We start from the raw sequence: 15460 nt of genomic DNA, 5'->3' as shown, positions 1-15460 counted from the left end.
AGGCGCATGAAAAATGCCCCCGGATCTCGGGGGCATTTTCTTGTCCGGGAGCAGCCGGGCAACCCGGTTGCCTAGCCCCGTGCGCGCCAGGTCAGCGCTTCACCCGCGGCCAGCGGAACCAGCGTCGTGTTGCCGAACGCCACTTCCTCCGGCACCTGGTAGGTCTCGCGCACCAGCGTCAGCGTGCCGGTGTTGCGCGGCAAACCGTAGAAATCCGGGCCATGGAAACTGGCGAAGCCTTCCAGCTTGTCCAACTTGCCGACAGCATCGAACGCCGTCGCGTACAGCTCCATCGCGTGCAATGCCGTGTAGCAACCAGCGCAGCCGCAGGCATGTTCCTTCAACCCGCGCGCGTGTGGCGCGCTGTCGGTGCCAAGGAAAAAGCGCGGGCTGCCGCTGGTCGCCGCCTCGACCAGCGCAAGGCGGTGCGTCTCGCGCTTGAGGACCGGCAGACAGTAGAAGTGCGGCCGCACGCCGCCCTGGAAAATCGCATTGCGGTTGTACAGCAGGTGCTGCGGCGTAATCGTGGCTGCGATGGGGCCTTCCGCGTCGCGCACGTATTCCGCGCCCTCTTTCGTCGTGATGTGTTCGAACACCACCTTCAAGGCAGGGAAGGCGCGGCGCAGCGGCTTCATCACGCGCTCGACAAAGATGGCTTCGCGGTCGAACAGGTCGATCGACGGGTCCGTCACTTCGCCGTGCACCAACAACGGCATGCCGCATTTTTCCAGCGCTTCCAGCGCCTTCGTGCACTTGCCCAGCAGATCGGTCACACCGGCATCGGAGTTGGTCGTGGCGCCCGCCGGATACAGCTTCACCGCATAAACCTGGCCCGACTCGTAGGCGCGGAAAATTTCTTCCGACGTGGTGTTGTCGGTCAGATACAGCGTCATCAACGGCGTGAAGGCATCCGGATTGCCGCCCGCCTTCTTCAAAGTCTCCAGAATGCGGCCGCGATAGGCCAGCGCCTGCTCGGTGGTCGTGACCGGCGGCTTCAGGTTGGGCATGATGATCGCGCGCGCGAACTGGCGCGCGGTATCCGCCACCACGGCCTCGAGGGCAGCGCCGTCGCGCAGATGCAGGTGCCAGTCGTCCGGCCGGGTGATGGTGAGCTGAGTCGTGCTTTGAGTAGACATGGGAAGGCTTCTTAATCTGCCAGCGGCATGCCCCGTTCGGCCAGCGCGCTGAACATCGCGCTGCCCAAGGGGATGACGGCATCGTTGAAATCAAAATGCGAGTTGTGCAGCACGCAGCCGGAATCGGCTCCGCCCTGGCCCAGACGGAAGTATGCGCCAGGCTTGCTCTGCAACATGAAAGAGAAATCCTCGGAGCCCATCGACGGCGTCAGATCGCGCACGACGTTCTCCTTGCCTATCATCTCGGTGGCGATATCGGCCACCAGATTGGCGTGCTGCGGCGTGTTCAAGGTCGCAGGGTAGATCCGTTCGTAAGTGACCTCGGCGGTGCCGCCGAAAGCGCCCGCAATCGCGGACACCAACTCGCGCATGCGGGTCTCCACCATTTCCTGGACGGACTTGCGGAACGTGCGCACCGTGCCGACCATTCTCGCTTCGCGCGGAATCACGCTCATGGCGCCGGGATGCCCGGCCTGCAGGGATCCGATGGACACCACCGCCGAATCCAGCGGATTGACGTTGCGCGACACGATGGTCTGCAACGCGGTGATGATCTGCCCCGCGATGGTGACCGGATCGATGGTCTGGTACGGATGCGCGCCGTGGCCGCCGCGTCCGGTGATCAGAATCTCGAAGCGGTCGGCGGCGGCCATCATCGGCCCGGGATTGATGCCTATCGTGCCCGGCTTCAGGCCCGGCCAGTTATGCAGCGCGTAAATCGCGTCGCACGGAAAGGTATCGAACAGGCCATCTTCCAGCATGGCGCGCGCGCCGCCGCGCCCCTCTTCCGCTGGCTGGAAGATCAGTACCGCGGTGCCATCGAAATTGCGTGTCTGCGACAGGTATTTGGCCGCGCCGATCAGCACCGCGGTGTGACCGTCGTGACCGCAACCGTGCATCAGGCCGGGCTTGGTCGACTTGTGGCCGAAGTCATTGTCTTCGGTCATGGGCAAGGCGTCCATGTCGGCACGCAGGCCTATCATGCGCCCGCTGTCGCAGCGCTTGCCGCGGATCACGCCCACCACACCGGTCTTGCCGATGCCGCGGTGCACCTCGATCCCCAGCGCCTCCAGCGCACCCGCCACGATCCCGGAGGTCCGGACTTCCTCGAAGCCAAGCTCGGGATGCGCATGCAAATCGCGCCGCAGCGCCGTCAATTCGTCATGAAAGAGGCGAATTGATTCCAAAGGAGATCGTGCGTACATAGGAGGTTACAGAATGACGATATAGAGGGGACAGTCTGTGCATTTTAGTTGCTACAGAGGATAAATGCCTTTGTCTTTACGAGAGAGACACGTTATGCTCCGGCCGCAGGACAATTTTTCCAACAGCCAGAGAAGGAGCGCCGCATTATGGCCACAACCTCCAAACCCGCGACCGCGCGCAAGCCGAACGCTGCATTCATGAAGCCCCTGACCCCCAGCGCCGACCTGGCCGCCGTCATCGGCTCGGAAGCCGTGCCGCGTACCGAGGTCACCAAAAAGATCTGGGAATACATCAAGAAGCACAACCTGCAAGATGCCAGCAACAAGCGCAACATCAACGCCGATGCCAAGCTGCGCCCGATCTTCGGTAAAGATCAGGTCACGATGTTCGAACTGACCAAGCTGGTCAACGCACATCTGAAGTAAGCAGGCAAAGGGCGTACCCCGTACGTCCCTGCCTTCATATCGTCGCGACGCCCCGGTTCATTCCTGGGCGAGCTCGCCTCCCCAGCGCAGCTTTCTCTCACCGCGACAGCCACGCCACAACCTCACCGGCATGGCCTGATCCCCCACACCAGCATTTCCCGAAAGCCAAGCCTGGCGCGCCTCTTCAGGCAGTTGGCATGTTCGACAAAGCAAAAGGCCGGCATATGCCGGCCTTCTGTTTGACCACCTACCCTCAGGCGTAGGTGGTCGGCGCGGAGCCTTCCACCAGCGACAGCCAGCCTTTGATCAAGCGATACAACACCCAGATCACAGTCGCGGCCAGGCCGATCCAGCCGATGAAGATGAGCGTCGCGATGCCGCTGATGGCCAGCCAAAGCAGGGCCCACCAGAAGGTACGCAGCAACCAGTCAAAATGAGCGGCATAGACGGTACCTGCGGCGTCCGAGCGCTTCAGGTACATCAGCACTACGGCTGCCAGCGTGGCGATGCCCAGGAAACCGCTCGTCAGGAAGCCCAGGGCGTACAAGCCGTAGGCAACGTGGGTCAACGTGCGCAGGTCTAACGTCGTTCCGGGCACGGGGGTCTGGGGATCACTCACGATAACGCTCCAACGAATTGACTCGGTCAATCTTACCGCACAAAGCTACCCCGCCCACGCCCGTTGTTATTTGTGCACATTCAATGCTGGCGCGGCTCGCAGCCTGATTGACGGTCCGCAACCGCACGCCAAAAAGGCCTAGCGGCGCGCAGCCGCGGCGACAGCCTTCTACCTCATCGCGCAACCAGACAAAAGAAAAAACCCCGCAGCGCGAGCTGCGGGGTTCTTGGAATCAAAGCCTGACAATGACCTACTTTCACGGACGTCCGTCCACTATCATCGGCGCAAAGGCGTTTCACTGTCCTGTTCGGGATGGGAAGGAGTGGGACCACCTTGCTATGGTTGTCAGGCGTAACTGCTTGAGTGTGTGCCCTATCGGGACAAACGCTCCAATTCTGCCGGGAGACCGATGCACGGGCCTGGAGCGGATCTCGACAGGCGCCCGCAATGGGCTCTCACAAAAGACAAAACCCCACAGGGGTTACCTGTGGGGTTTTGCGGAATAAAAGCTTGACGATGACCTACTTTCACAGACGTCCGTCCACTATCATCGGCGCAAAGTCGTTTCACTGTCCTGTTCGGGATGGGAAGGAGTGGGACCAACTCGCTATGGTCGTCAAGCGTAACTGGTTGAGCGGCTGCGGTTGAGGCAACGGCTCCAATCTTGGAAGAAACACAACGCGTGGCGATCAGAGTCAGACTCGATGATCACGCACGGTGGGGTGTAATTGGTGTTGGCTGGCTGCTGACGGTGCAGCCAGATTTTGTATTGAACGACACTTGGAACGCTACATCACCAGGTCATAACCATCAGTGTTATAGGATCAAGCCTCACGGGCAATTAGTATCGGTTAGCTTAACGCATTACTGCGCTTCCACACCCGACCTATCAACGTCCTGGTCTCGAACGACCCTTCAGGGGGATCAAGTCCCCGGGATACCTTATCTTCAGACGAGTTTCCCGCTTAGATGCCTTCAGCGGTTATCTCTTCCGTACTTAGCTACCCGGCAATGCCATTGGCATGACAACCGGTACACCAGAGGTACGTCCACTCCGGTCCTCTCGTACTAGGAGCAGGCTCCGTCAAGTATCCAACGCCCACGGCAGATAGGGACCAAACTGTCTCACGACGTTTTAAACCCAGCTCACGTACCTCTTTAAATGGCGAACAGCCATACCCTTGGGACCGGCTACAGCCCCAGGATGAGATGAGCCGACATCGAGGTGCCAAACACCGCCGTCGATATGAACTCTTGGGCGGTATCAGCCTGTTATCCCCAGAGTACCTTTTATCCGTTGAGCGATGGCCCTTCCATTCAGAACCACCGGATCACTATGTCCTGCTTTCGCACCTGTTCGACTTGTCAGTCTCACAGTCAAGCACGCTTATGCCATTGCACTATCAGCACGATTTCCGACCGTACCTAGCGTACCTTCGAACTCCTCCGTTACACTTTGGGAGGAGACCGCCCCAGTCAAACTGCCCACCATGCACTGTCCCCGATCCGGATAACGGACCAAGGTTAGAACCGCAAACAAACCAGGGTGGTATTTCAAGGATGGCTCCACGTGATCTAGCGACCACGCTTCAAAGCCTCCCACCTATCCTACACAGGCCGGTTCACAGATCAATGCAAAGCTACAGTAAAGGTTCATGGGGTCTTTCCGTCTAGCCGCGGGTAGATTGCATCATCACAAACACTTCAACTTCGCTGAGTCTCAGGAGGAGACAGTGTGGCCATCGTTACGCCATTCGTGCAGGTCGGAACTTACCCGACAAGGAATTTCGCTACCTTAGGACCGTTATAGTTACGGCCGCCGTTTACCGGGGCTTCGATCAAGAGCTTGCACCCCATCACTTAACCTTCCGGCACCGGGCAGGCGTCACACCCTATACGTCGACTTTCGTCTTTGCAGAGTGCTGTGTTTTTAATAAACAGTCGCAGCCACCGATTCTCTGCGACCCCATCATGCTAAGCGCGCAGGCGCTTCACACTACCGGGGTATACCTTCTCCCGAAGTTACGGTATCAATTTGCCGAGTTCCTTCTCCTGAGTTCTCTCAAGCGCCTTGGAATATTCATCCCGTCCACCTGTGTCGGTTTGCGGTACGGTCTCGTACAGCTGAAGCTTAGAGGCTTTTCTTGGAACCACTTCCAATCACTTCGCAAGCAATGCTCGCTCGTGCCATACCCTTGATTTACGCGCCCGGATTTGCCTAAGCGCCATCTTCGATACAGCAACAGGGACATCCAACACCCTGATGATCTTCCGCGATCCGTCCCCCCATCGCACTGTACGACGGTGCTGGAATATTAACCAGCTTCCCATCAGCTACGCATCTCTGCCTCGCCTTAGGGGCCGACTCACCCTGCGCCGATGAACGTTGCGCAGGAAACCTTGGACTTACGGCGAGGGGGCTTTTCACCCCCTTTATCGCTACTCATGTCAGCATTCGCACTTCTGATACCTCCAGCAGCCTTTACAAGCCACCTTCGCAGGCTTACAGAACGCTCTCCTACCGCGTGCACTAAAAGTGCACACCCGCAGCTTCGGTTTATCGCTTAGCCCCGTTACATCTTCCGCGCAGGACGACTCGATCAGTGAGCTATTACGCTTTCTTTAAAGGATGGCTGCTTCTAAGCCAACCTCCTGACTGTCTATGCCTTCCCACTTCGTTTCCCACTTAGCGATAATTTGGGACCTTAGCTGGCGGTCTGGGTTGTTTCCCTCTTGAGTCCGGACGTTAGCACCCGGTGCTCTGTCTCCCAAGCTGTACTTGCGGGTATTCGGAGTTTGCCATAGTTTGGTAAGTCGCCATGACCCCCTAGCTATAACAGTGCTCTACCCCCCGCAGTAATACTTGAGGCACTACCTAAATAGTTTTCGGAGAGAACCAGCTATTTCCAGATTTGTTTAGCCTTTCACCCCTATCCACAGCTCATCCCCTAATTTTTCAACATTAGTGGGTTCGGTCCTCCAGCACGTGTTACCGTGCCTTCAACCTGGCCATGGATAGATCATCTGGTTTCGGGTCTACACCCAGCGACTGAATCGCCCTATTCGGACTCGCTTTCGCTACGGCTTCCCTATTCGGTTAACCTTGCCACTGAATGTAAGTCGCTGACCCATTATACAAAAGGTACGCAGTCACCCCACAAGGAGGCTCCTACTGTTTGTATGCATACGGTTTCAGGATCTATTTCACTCCCCTTCCGGGGTTCTTTTCGCCTTTCCCTCACGGTACTGGTTCACTATCGGTCGATCACGAGTATTTAGCCTTGGAGGATGGTCCCCCCATCTTCAAACAGGATTTCACGTGTCCCGCCCTACTTTTCTTACGCTTAGTTCCACACACAAGATTTCGCCTACAGGGCTATCACCTGCTACGGCCGGACTTTCCATTCCGTTCGACTATCTTGCGTGCTAAAACGTAAAGGCTCTTCCGATTTCGCTCGCCACTACTTTCGGAATCTCGGTTGATTTCTTTTCCTCGAGCTACTGAGATGTTTCAGTTCACCCGGTTCGCTTCCACTGGCCTATGTATTCAGCCAGGGATACCGCATTGCTGCGGTGGGTTTCCCCATTCGGACATCTACGGATCAAAGCTTGTTTGCCAGCTCCCCGTAGCTTTTCGCAGGCTACTACGTCCTTCATCGCCTGTGATCGCCAAGGCATCCACCATATGCACTTAGTCGCTTGATCCTATAACGCTGTAGGCTATAGGACCTGAGTATTAGCGTTTGTGCCGTTCATAAGTTTCAAAGCAGTCTGAGGTTATTCACCCCAGTCTTGAGAACTTGGAACAAAATTAATGCAATCACAACCCGTACTTATCTTCATCGACTTGCGCCGAGTACTTGATAAGTACATTTTCGTTGTGCTTCTTCCAGATTGTTAAAGAACGAATATAGCTGTCAGGTAAAACCTAACTCATAAGGCCGTTTCAACGACGCTATGAGTTAGCCTCTACATCACCAGGCATCAAGTACTTGGTGGAGGTGAACGGGATCGAACCGATGACATCCTGCTTGCAAAGCAGGCGCTCTCCCAGCTGAGCTACACCCCCATATCCCGCATGCGCAGAATACTTGGTGGGTCTGGTTGGATTCGAACCAACGACCCCCGCCTTATCAAGACGGTGCTCTAACCGACTGAGCTACAGACCCAAAAACCTTTTCGGATCAGCAGTCAGGAAAGCTGTAGACCCAGGGAAGATTCCCTCGACCCAAGCCTGCAACTGATCCCAGCTATATCAAACAACCGATAAGAGTGGACGCTTAACACGAGCACTAAGCTCTGAAAGGAGGTGATCCAGCCGCACCTTCCGATACGGCTACCTTGTTACGACTTCACCCCAGTCATGAATCCTACCGTGGTAATCGCCCCCCTTACGGTTAGGCTAACTACTTCTGGTAAAACCCACTCCCATGGTGTGACGGGCGGTGTGTACAAGACCCGGGAACGTATTCACCGCGACATGCTGATCCGCGATTACTAGCGATTCCGACTTCACGCAGTCGAGTTGCAGACTGCGATCCGGACTACGATCGGGTTTCTGGGATTGGCTCCCCCTCGCGGGTTGGCGACCCTCTGTCCCGACCATTGTATGACGTGTGAAGCCCTACCCATAAGGGCCATGAGGACTTGACGTCATCCCCACCTTCCTCCGGTTTGTCACCGGCAGTCTCATTAGAGTGCCCTTTCGTAGCAACTAATGACAAGGGTTGCGCTCGTTGCGGGACTTAACCCAACATCTCACGACACGAGCTGACGACAGCCATGCAGCACCTGTGTTCCGGTTCTCTTGCGAGCACTTCCAAATCTCTTCGGAATTCCAGACATGTCAAGGGTAGGTAAGGTTTTTCGCGTTGCATCGAATTAATCCACATCATCCACCGCTTGTGCGGGTCCCCGTCAATTCCTTTGAGTTTTAATCTTGCGACCGTACTCCCCAGGCGGTCAACTTCACGCGTTAGCTGCGCTACCAAGGCCCGAAGGCCCCAACAGCTAGTTGACATCGTTTAGGGCGTGGACTACCAGGGTATCTAATCCTGTTTGCTCCCCACGCTTTCGTGCATGAGCGTCAGTGTTATCCCAGGAGGCTGCCTTCGCCATCGGTGTTCCTCCGCATATCTACGCATTTCACTGCTACACGCGGAATTCCACCTCCCTCTGACACACTCTAGCCCGGTAGTTAAAAATGCAGTTCCAAAGTTAAGCTCTGGGATTTCACATCTTTCTTTCCGAACCGCCTGCGCACGCTTTACGCCCAGTAATTCCGATTAACGCTTGCACCCTACGTATTACCGCGGCTGCTGGCACGTAGTTAGCCGGTGCTTATTCTGCAGGTACCGTCAGTTTCACGGGGTATTAACCCATGACGTTTCTTTCCTGCCAAAAGTGCTTTACAACCCGAAGGCCTTCATCGCACACGCGGGATGGCTGGATCAGGGTTTCCCCCATTGTCCAAAATTCCCCACTGCTGCCTCCCGTAGGAGTCTGGGCCGTGTCTCAGTCCCAGTGTGGCTGGTCGTCCTCTCAAACCAGCTACGGATCGTCGCCTTGGTGAGCCGTTACCCCACCAACTAGCTAATCCGATATCGGCCGCTCCAATAGTGCAAGGTCTTACGATCCCCTGCTTTCCCCCGTAGGGCGTATGCGGTATTAGCTACGCTTTCGCGTAGTTATCCCCCGCTACTGGGCACGTTCCGATACATTACTCACCCGTTCGCCACTCGCCACCAGACCGAAGTCCGTGCTGCCGTTCGACTTGCATGTGTAAGGCATCCCGCTAGCGTTCAATCTGAGCCAGGATCAAACTCTTCAGTTTAATCTCTGTATTTGTTTCGTATTTCTTAACCCCCGAAAGGGTCGAGTCATACGTCGCTACTCAAAGGAAGTGAGGTATGTTCTTAAACTTGACGTCTAAGGTACTTCACTTCTAGTGAGCACTTGATTTCATTGTGCTTGTGACCGAAGTCACGCTGCACTCGCATCAAGCGCCCACACTTATCGGTTGTTTAATTGTTAAAGAGCGGTACTGCTAAATTCTGTACTACTTACTGCATCTTGCCGCCAACTTCGCGCTTCGTCGCTTTCGCAACATCGCCGTGTCGACAGCAGAGAAACGAGATTATGAAGGAGTTTTTAGCGTTTGTCAAATCGTTGTCGCTTTTGTTTGAGTTTTTCAACTCACCGCAGCAGCAAGATTTGGCAACCTATCGCCAAGACCCCTTCAGGTCCGCCAGGACAGCGCCCTGACTTTTCGCTTCCCTTAGCAGCTATCGAAATGTCGGGGTATACCCTGATCTTTCGGTAGCAGCCAAGCCGCAAACTATAACACCTTTTTGCAGCTCATGCAGCTGGCTTTTGCCTAATCTGCATTTATCACTGCAAAGCCACTGTTTTACTGGATCTCTCCACTTCACTGCGGCCGAGAACACAAGGCTCTCACTTATATATAAAGACAAACCCCCGCAGGGTAACCTGCGGGGGTTTGCGGAATAAAAGCTTGACGATGACCTACTTTCACAGACGTCCGTCCACTATCATCGGCGCAAAGTCGTTTCACTGTCCTGTTCGGGATGGGAAGGAGTGGGACCAACTCGCTATGGTCGTCAAGCGTAACTGGTTGAGCGGCTGCGGTTGAGGCAACGGCTCCAATCTTGGAAGAAACACAACGCGTGGCGATCAGAGTCAGACTCGATGATCACGCACGGTGGGGTGTAATTGGTGTTGGCTGGCTGCTGACGGTGCAGCCAGATTTTGTATTGAACGACACTTGGAACGCTACATCACCAGGTCATAACCATCAGTGTTATAGGATCAAGCCTCACGGGCAATTAGTATCGGTTAGCTTAACGCATTACTGCGCTTCCACACCCGACCTATCAACGTCCTGGTCTCGAACGACCCTTCAGGGGGATCAAGTCCCCGGGATACCTTATCTTCAGACGAGTTTCCCGCTTAGATGCCTTCAGCGGTTATCTCTTCCGTACTTAGCTACCCGGCAATGCCATTGGCATGACAACCGGTACACCAGAGGTACGTCCACTCCGGTCCTCTCGTACTAGGAGCAGGCTCCGTCAAGTATCCAACGCCCACGGCAGATAGGGACCAAACTGTCTCACGACGTTTTAAACCCAGCTCACGTACCTCTTTAAATGGCGAACAGCCATACCCTTGGGACCGGCTACAGCCCCAGGATGAGATGAGCCGACATCGAGGTGCCAAACACCGCCGTCGATATGAACTCTTGGGCGGTATCAGCCTGTTATCCCCAGAGTACCTTTTATCCGTTGAGCGATGGCCCTTCCATTCAGAACCACCGGATCACTATGTCCTGCTTTCGCACCTGTTCGACTTGTCAGTCTCACAGTCAAGCACGCTTATGCCATTGCACTATCAGCACGATTTCCGACCGTACCTAGCGTACCTTCGAACTCCTCCGTTACACTTTGGGAGGAGACCGCCCCAGTCAAACTGCCCACCATGCACTGTCCCCGATCCGGATAACGGACCAAGGTTAGAACCGCAAACAAACCAGGGTGGTATTTCAAGGATGGCTCCACGTGATCTAGCGACCACGCTTCAAAGCCTCCCACCTATCCTACACAGGCCGGTTCACAGATCAATGCAAAGCTACAGTAAAGGTTCATGGGGTCTTTCCGTCTAGCCGCGGGTAGATTGCATCATCACAAACACTTCAACTTCGCTGAGTCTCAGGAGGAGACAGTGTGGCCATCGTTACGCCATTCGTGCAGGTCGGAACTTACCCGACAAGGAATTTCGCTACCTTAGGACCGTTATAGTTACGGCCGCCGTTTACCGGGGCTTCGATCAAGAGCTTGCACCCCATCACTTAACCTTCCGGCACCGGGCAGGCGTCACACCCTATACGTCGACTTTCGTCTTTGCAGAGTGCTGTGTTTTTAATAAACAGTCGCAGCCACCGATTCTCTGCGACCCCATCATGCTAAGCGCGCAGGCGCTTCACACTACCGGGGTATACCTTCTCCCGAAGTTACGGTATCAATTTGCCGAGTTCCTTCTCCTGAGTTCTCTCAAGCGCCTTGGAATATTCATCCCGTCCACCTGTGTCGGTTTGCGGTACGGTCTCGTACAGCTGAAGCTTAGAGGCTTTTCTTGGAACCACTTCCAATCACTTCGCAAGCAATGCTCGCTCGTGCCATACCCTTGATTTACGCGCCCGGATTTGCCTAAGCGCCATCTTCGATACAGCAACAGGGACATCCAACACCCTGATGATCTTCCGCGATCCGTCCCCCCATCGCACTGTACGACGGTGCTGGAATATTAACCAGCTTCCCATCAGCTACGCATCTCTGCCTCGCCTTAGGGGCCGACTCACCCTGCGCCGATGAACGTTGCGCAGGAAACCTTGGACTTACGGCGAGGGGGCTTTTCACCCCCTTTATCGCTACTCATGTCAGCATTCGCACTTCTGATACCTCCAGCAGCCTTTACAAGCCACCTTCGCAGGCTTACAGAACGCTCTCCTACCGCGTGCACTAAAAGTGCACACCCGCAGCTTCGGTTTATCGCTTAGCCCCGTTACATCTTCCGCGCAGGACGACTCGATCAGTGAGCTATTACGCTTTCTTTAAAGGATGGCTGCTTCTAAGCCAACCTCCTGACTGTCTATGCCTTCCCACTTCGTTTCCCACTTAGCGATAATTTGGGACCTTAGCTGGCGGTCTGGGTTGTTTCCCTCTTGAGTCCGGACGTTAGCACCCGGTGCTCTGTCTCCCAAGCTGTACTTGCGGGTATTCGGAGTTTGCCATAGTTTGGTAAGTCGCCATGACCCCCTAGCTATAACAGTGCTCTACCCCCCGCAGTAATACTTGAGGCACTACCTAAATAGTTTTCGGAGAGAACCAGCTATTTCCAGATTTGTTTAGCCTTTCACCCCTATCCACAGCTCATCCCCTAATTTTTCAACATTAGTGGGTTCGGTCCTCCAGCACGTGTTACCGTGCCTTCAACCTGGCCATGGATAGATCATCTGGTTTCGGGTCTACACCCAGCGACTGAATCGCCCTATTCGGACTCGCTTTCGCTACGGCTTCCCTATTCGGTTAACCTTGCCACTGAATGTAAGTCGCTGACCCATTATACAAAAGGTACGCAGTCACCCCACAAGGAGGCTCCTACTGTTTGTATGCATACGGTTTCAGGATCTATTTCACTCCCCTTCCGGGGTTCTTTTCGCCTTTCCCTCACGGTACTGGTTCACTATCGGTCGATCACGAGTATTTAGCCTTGGAGGATGGTCCCCCCATCTTCAAACAGGATTTCACGTGTCCCGCCCTACTTTTCTTACGCTTAGTTCCACACACAAGATTTCGCCTACAGGGCTATCACCTGCTACGGCCGGACTTTCCATTCCGTTCGACTATCTTGCATGCTAAAACGTAAAGGCTCTTCCGATTTCGCTCGCCACTACTTTCGGAATCTCGGTTGATTTCTTTTCCTCGAGCTACTGAGATGTTTCAGTTCACCCGGTTCGCCTCCACTGGCCTATGTATTCAGCCAGGGATACCGCATTGCTGCGGTGGGTTTCCCCATTCGGACATCTACGGATCAAAGCTTGTTTGCCAGCTCCCCGTAGCTTTTCGCAGGCTACTACGTCCTTCATCGCCTGTGATCGCCAAGGCATCCACCATATGCACTTAGTCGCTTGATCCTATAACGCTGTAGGCTATAGGACCTGAGTATTAGCGTTTGTGCCGTTCATAAGTTTCAAAGCAGTCTGAGGTTTTCACCCCAGTCTTGAGAACTTGGAACAAAATTAATGCAATCACAACCCGTACTTATCTTCATCGACTTGCGCCGAGTACTTGATAAGTACATTTTCGTTGTGCTTCTTCCAGATTGTTAAAGAACGAATATAGCTGTTGAGTAAAACCCAACTCATAACACTGCGAGCAGCGCTATGAGTTAGCCTCTACACGGCATCAAAAACATTGACACCAGCTACATCAAACAACCGATAAGTGTGGACGCTTAACACGAGCACTAAGCTCTGAAAGGAGGTGATCCAGCCGCACCTTCCGATACGGCTACCTTGTTACGACTTCACCCCAGTCATGAATCCTACCGTGGTAATCGCCCCCCTTACGGTTAGGCTAACTACTTCTGGTAAAACCCACTCCCATGGTGTGACGGGCGGTGTGTACAAGACCCGGGAACGTATTCACCGCGACATGCTGATCCGCGATTACTAGCGATTCCGACTTCACGCAGTCGAGTTGCAGACTGCGATCCGGACTACGATCGGGTTTCTGGGATTGGCTCCCCCTCGCGGGTTGGCGACCCTCTGTCCCGACCATTGTATGACGTGTGAAGCCCTACCCATAAGGGCCATGAGGACTTGACGTCATCCCCACCTTCCTCCGGTTTGTCACCGGCAGTCTCATTAGAGTGCCCTTTCGTAGCAACTAATGACAAGGGTTGCGCTCGTTGCGGGACTTAACCCAACATCTCACGACACGAGCTGACGACAGCCATGCAGCACCTGTGTTCCGGTTCTCTTGCGAGCACTTCCAAATCTCTTCGGAATTCCAGACATGTCAAGGGTAGGTAAGGTTTTTCGCGTTGCATCGAATTAATCCACATCATCCACCGCTTGTGCGGGTCCCCGTCAATTCCTTTGAGTTTTAATCTTGCGACCGTACTCCCCAGGCGGTCAACTTCACGCGTTAGCTGCGCTACCAAGGCCCGAAGGCCCCAACAGCTAGTTGACATCGTTTAGGGCGTGGACTACCAGGGTATCTAATCCTGTTTGCTCCCCACGCTTTCGTGCATGAGCGTCAGTGTTATCCCAGGAGGCTGCCTTCGCCATCGGTGTTCCTCCGCATATCTACGCATTTCACTGCTACACGCGGAATTCCACCTCCCTCTGACACACTCTAGCCCGGTAGTTAAAAATGCAGTTCCAAAGTTAAGCTCTGGGATTTCACATCTTTCTTTCCGAACCGCCTGCGCACGCTTTACGCCCAGTAATTCCGATTAACGCTTGCACCCTACGTATTACCGCGGCTGCTGGCACGTAGTTAGCCGGTGCTTATTCTGCAGGTACCGTCAGTTTCACGGGGTATTAACCCATGACGTTTCTTTCCTGCCAAAAGTGCTTTACAACCCGAAGGCCTTCATCGCACACGCGGGATGGCTGGATCAGGGTTTCCCCCATTGTCCAAAATTCCCCACTGCTGCCTCCCGTAGGAGTCTGGGCCGTGTCTCAGTCCCAGTGTGGCTGGTCGTCCTCTCAAACCAGCTACGGATCGTCGCCTTGGTGAGCCGTTACCCCACCAACTAGCTAATCCGATATCGGCCGCTCCAATAGTGCAAGGTCTTGCGATCCCCTGCTTTCCCCCGTAGGGCGTATGCGGTATTAGCTACGCTTTCGCGTAGTTATCCCCCGCTACTGGGCACGTTCCGATACATTACTCACCCGTTCGCCACTCGCCACCAGACCGAAGTCCGTGCTGCCGTTCGACTTGCATGTGTAAGGCATCCCGCTAGCGTTCAATCTGAGCCAGGATCAAACTCTTCAGTTTAATCTCTGTATTTGTTTCGTATTTCTTAACCCCCGAAAGGGTCGAGCCATACGTCGCTACTCAAAGGAAGTGAGGTATGTTCTTAAACTTGACGTCTAAGGTACTTCACTTCTAGTGAGCACTTGATTTCATTGTGCTTGTGACCGAAGTCACGCTGCACTCGCATCAAGCGCCCACACTTATCGGTTGTTTAATTGTTAAAGAGCGGTACTGCTAAATTCTGTACTACTTACTGCCTGCTCGCTTCGCTACGCCGCTTTCGCTGGCGCCGCGTTGTTTGCAGCAGAGAAACGAGATTATGAAGAAGTTTTTTTCGCTTGTCAAGTCAGCGTCACATACTGCGTTTCGCTTTCTTGCTTGCGACCTCTTCAGGTCCGCCTCTCTTAGCAGCTATCGAAATATCAGGGTTAACCCTAAGTTTTCGGCAACTGCCAAGCCCAAGACTATAACACGATTTTTGCAGATTGTGCAACTGGCTTTTGCCTAACTTGC

General features: G+C 54.5%; 4 protein-coding genes, 2 tRNA genes and 7 rRNA genes. 1 reads left to right on the top strand and 12 read right to left on the bottom strand.

Translation table 11 applies throughout. The annotated features are described in order from the left end of the window. Positions 1–71: 71 nt before the first annotated feature. Positions 72–1136, bottom strand: a complete 1065-nt coding sequence (gene pyrC, locus ACM1PE_RS00065) for a dihydroorotase (protein ID WP_419342201.1) — start codon at positions 1134–1136, stop codon at positions 72–74. A gap of 11 nt (positions 1137–1147) precedes the next feature. Continuing rightward, positions 1148–2341, bottom strand: a complete 1194-nt coding sequence (locus tag ACM1PE_RS00060) for a M20 aminoacylase family protein (protein WP_054457611.1) — start codon at positions 2339–2341, stop codon at positions 1148–1150. Positions 2342–2488: 147 nt separating this feature from the next. On the opposite strand from ACM1PE_RS00060, the gene ACM1PE_RS00055 reads away from it, so the two are divergent. Then, on the top strand, positions 2489–2767 hold the full coding sequence (locus ACM1PE_RS00055) for an SWIB/MDM2 domain-containing protein (RefSeq protein ID WP_059373735.1): 279 nt from the start codon (positions 2489–2491) through the stop codon (positions 2765–2767). Between the two features lie 253 nt (positions 2768–3020). Here the strand turns inward: ACM1PE_RS00055 and ACM1PE_RS00050 are convergent, their stop codons facing one another. From ACM1PE_RS00050 to ACM1PE_RS00005, 10 genes are all read right to left on the bottom strand, one after another. Beyond that, positions 3021–3386 (bottom strand): DUF4870 family protein, encoded by a 366-nt coding sequence (locus tag ACM1PE_RS00050; protein ID WP_419342200.1) that lies wholly within the window; start codon positions 3384–3386, stop codon positions 3021–3023. Between the two features lie 237 nt (positions 3387–3623). Then, positions 3624–3736, bottom strand: a 5S ribosomal RNA gene (rrf, locus tag ACM1PE_RS00045). A 158-nt stretch (positions 3737–3894) separates the two neighbouring features. After that, positions 3895–4007 (bottom strand): 5S ribosomal RNA (gene rrf, locus ACM1PE_RS00040). A gap of 199 nt (positions 4008–4206) precedes the next feature. After that, positions 4207–7091: ribosomal RNA gene (locus tag ACM1PE_RS00035) — 23S ribosomal RNA — on the bottom strand. A gap of 288 nt (positions 7092–7379) precedes the next feature. Further along, positions 7380–7455, bottom strand: a tRNA-Ala gene (locus tag ACM1PE_RS00030). Between the two features lie 23 nt (positions 7456–7478). Then, positions 7479–7555: transfer RNA gene (locus ACM1PE_RS00025), tRNA-Ile, on the bottom strand. A gap of 133 nt (positions 7556–7688) precedes the next feature. Further along, a 16S ribosomal RNA gene (locus tag ACM1PE_RS00020) occupies positions 7689–9219 on the bottom strand. Positions 9220–9898: 679 nt separating this feature from the next. Beyond that, positions 9899–10011: ribosomal RNA gene (gene rrf, locus ACM1PE_RS00015) — 5S ribosomal RNA — on the bottom strand. A gap of 199 nt (positions 10012–10210) precedes the next feature. Beyond that, a 23S ribosomal RNA gene (locus tag ACM1PE_RS00010) occupies positions 10211–13095 on the bottom strand. A gap of 342 nt (positions 13096–13437) precedes the next feature. Next, positions 13438–14968 (bottom strand): 16S ribosomal RNA (locus ACM1PE_RS00005). Together the 16S, 23S and 5S rRNA genes with 2 tRNA genes alongside form the textbook arrangement of a ribosomal RNA operon. Positions 14969–15460: the final 492 nt, after the last annotated feature.

The organism is Achromobacter sp. PD1, from assembly GCF_048541815.1.
GTDB lineage: Bacteria > Pseudomonadota > Gammaproteobacteria > Burkholderiales > Burkholderiaceae_B > Achromobacter > Achromobacter bronchisepticus_A.
This window is presented reverse-complemented; position numbering and strand designations above follow the sequence as displayed.

Excerpts from the sequence above, each read along its gene's own strand:
- ACM1PE_RS00060 (WP_054457611.1), bottom strand. The coding sequence starts at position 2,341 with ATGTACGCACGATCTCCTTTGGAATCAATTCGCCTCTTTCATGACGAA.
- ACM1PE_RS00055 (WP_059373735.1), top strand. The coding sequence starts at position 2,489 with ATGGCCACAACCTCCAAACCCGCGACCGCGCGCAAGCCGAACGCTGCA.
- pyrC (WP_419342201.1), bottom strand. The coding sequence starts at position 1,136 with ATGTCTACTCAAAGCACGACTCAGCTCACCATCACCCGGCCGGACGAC.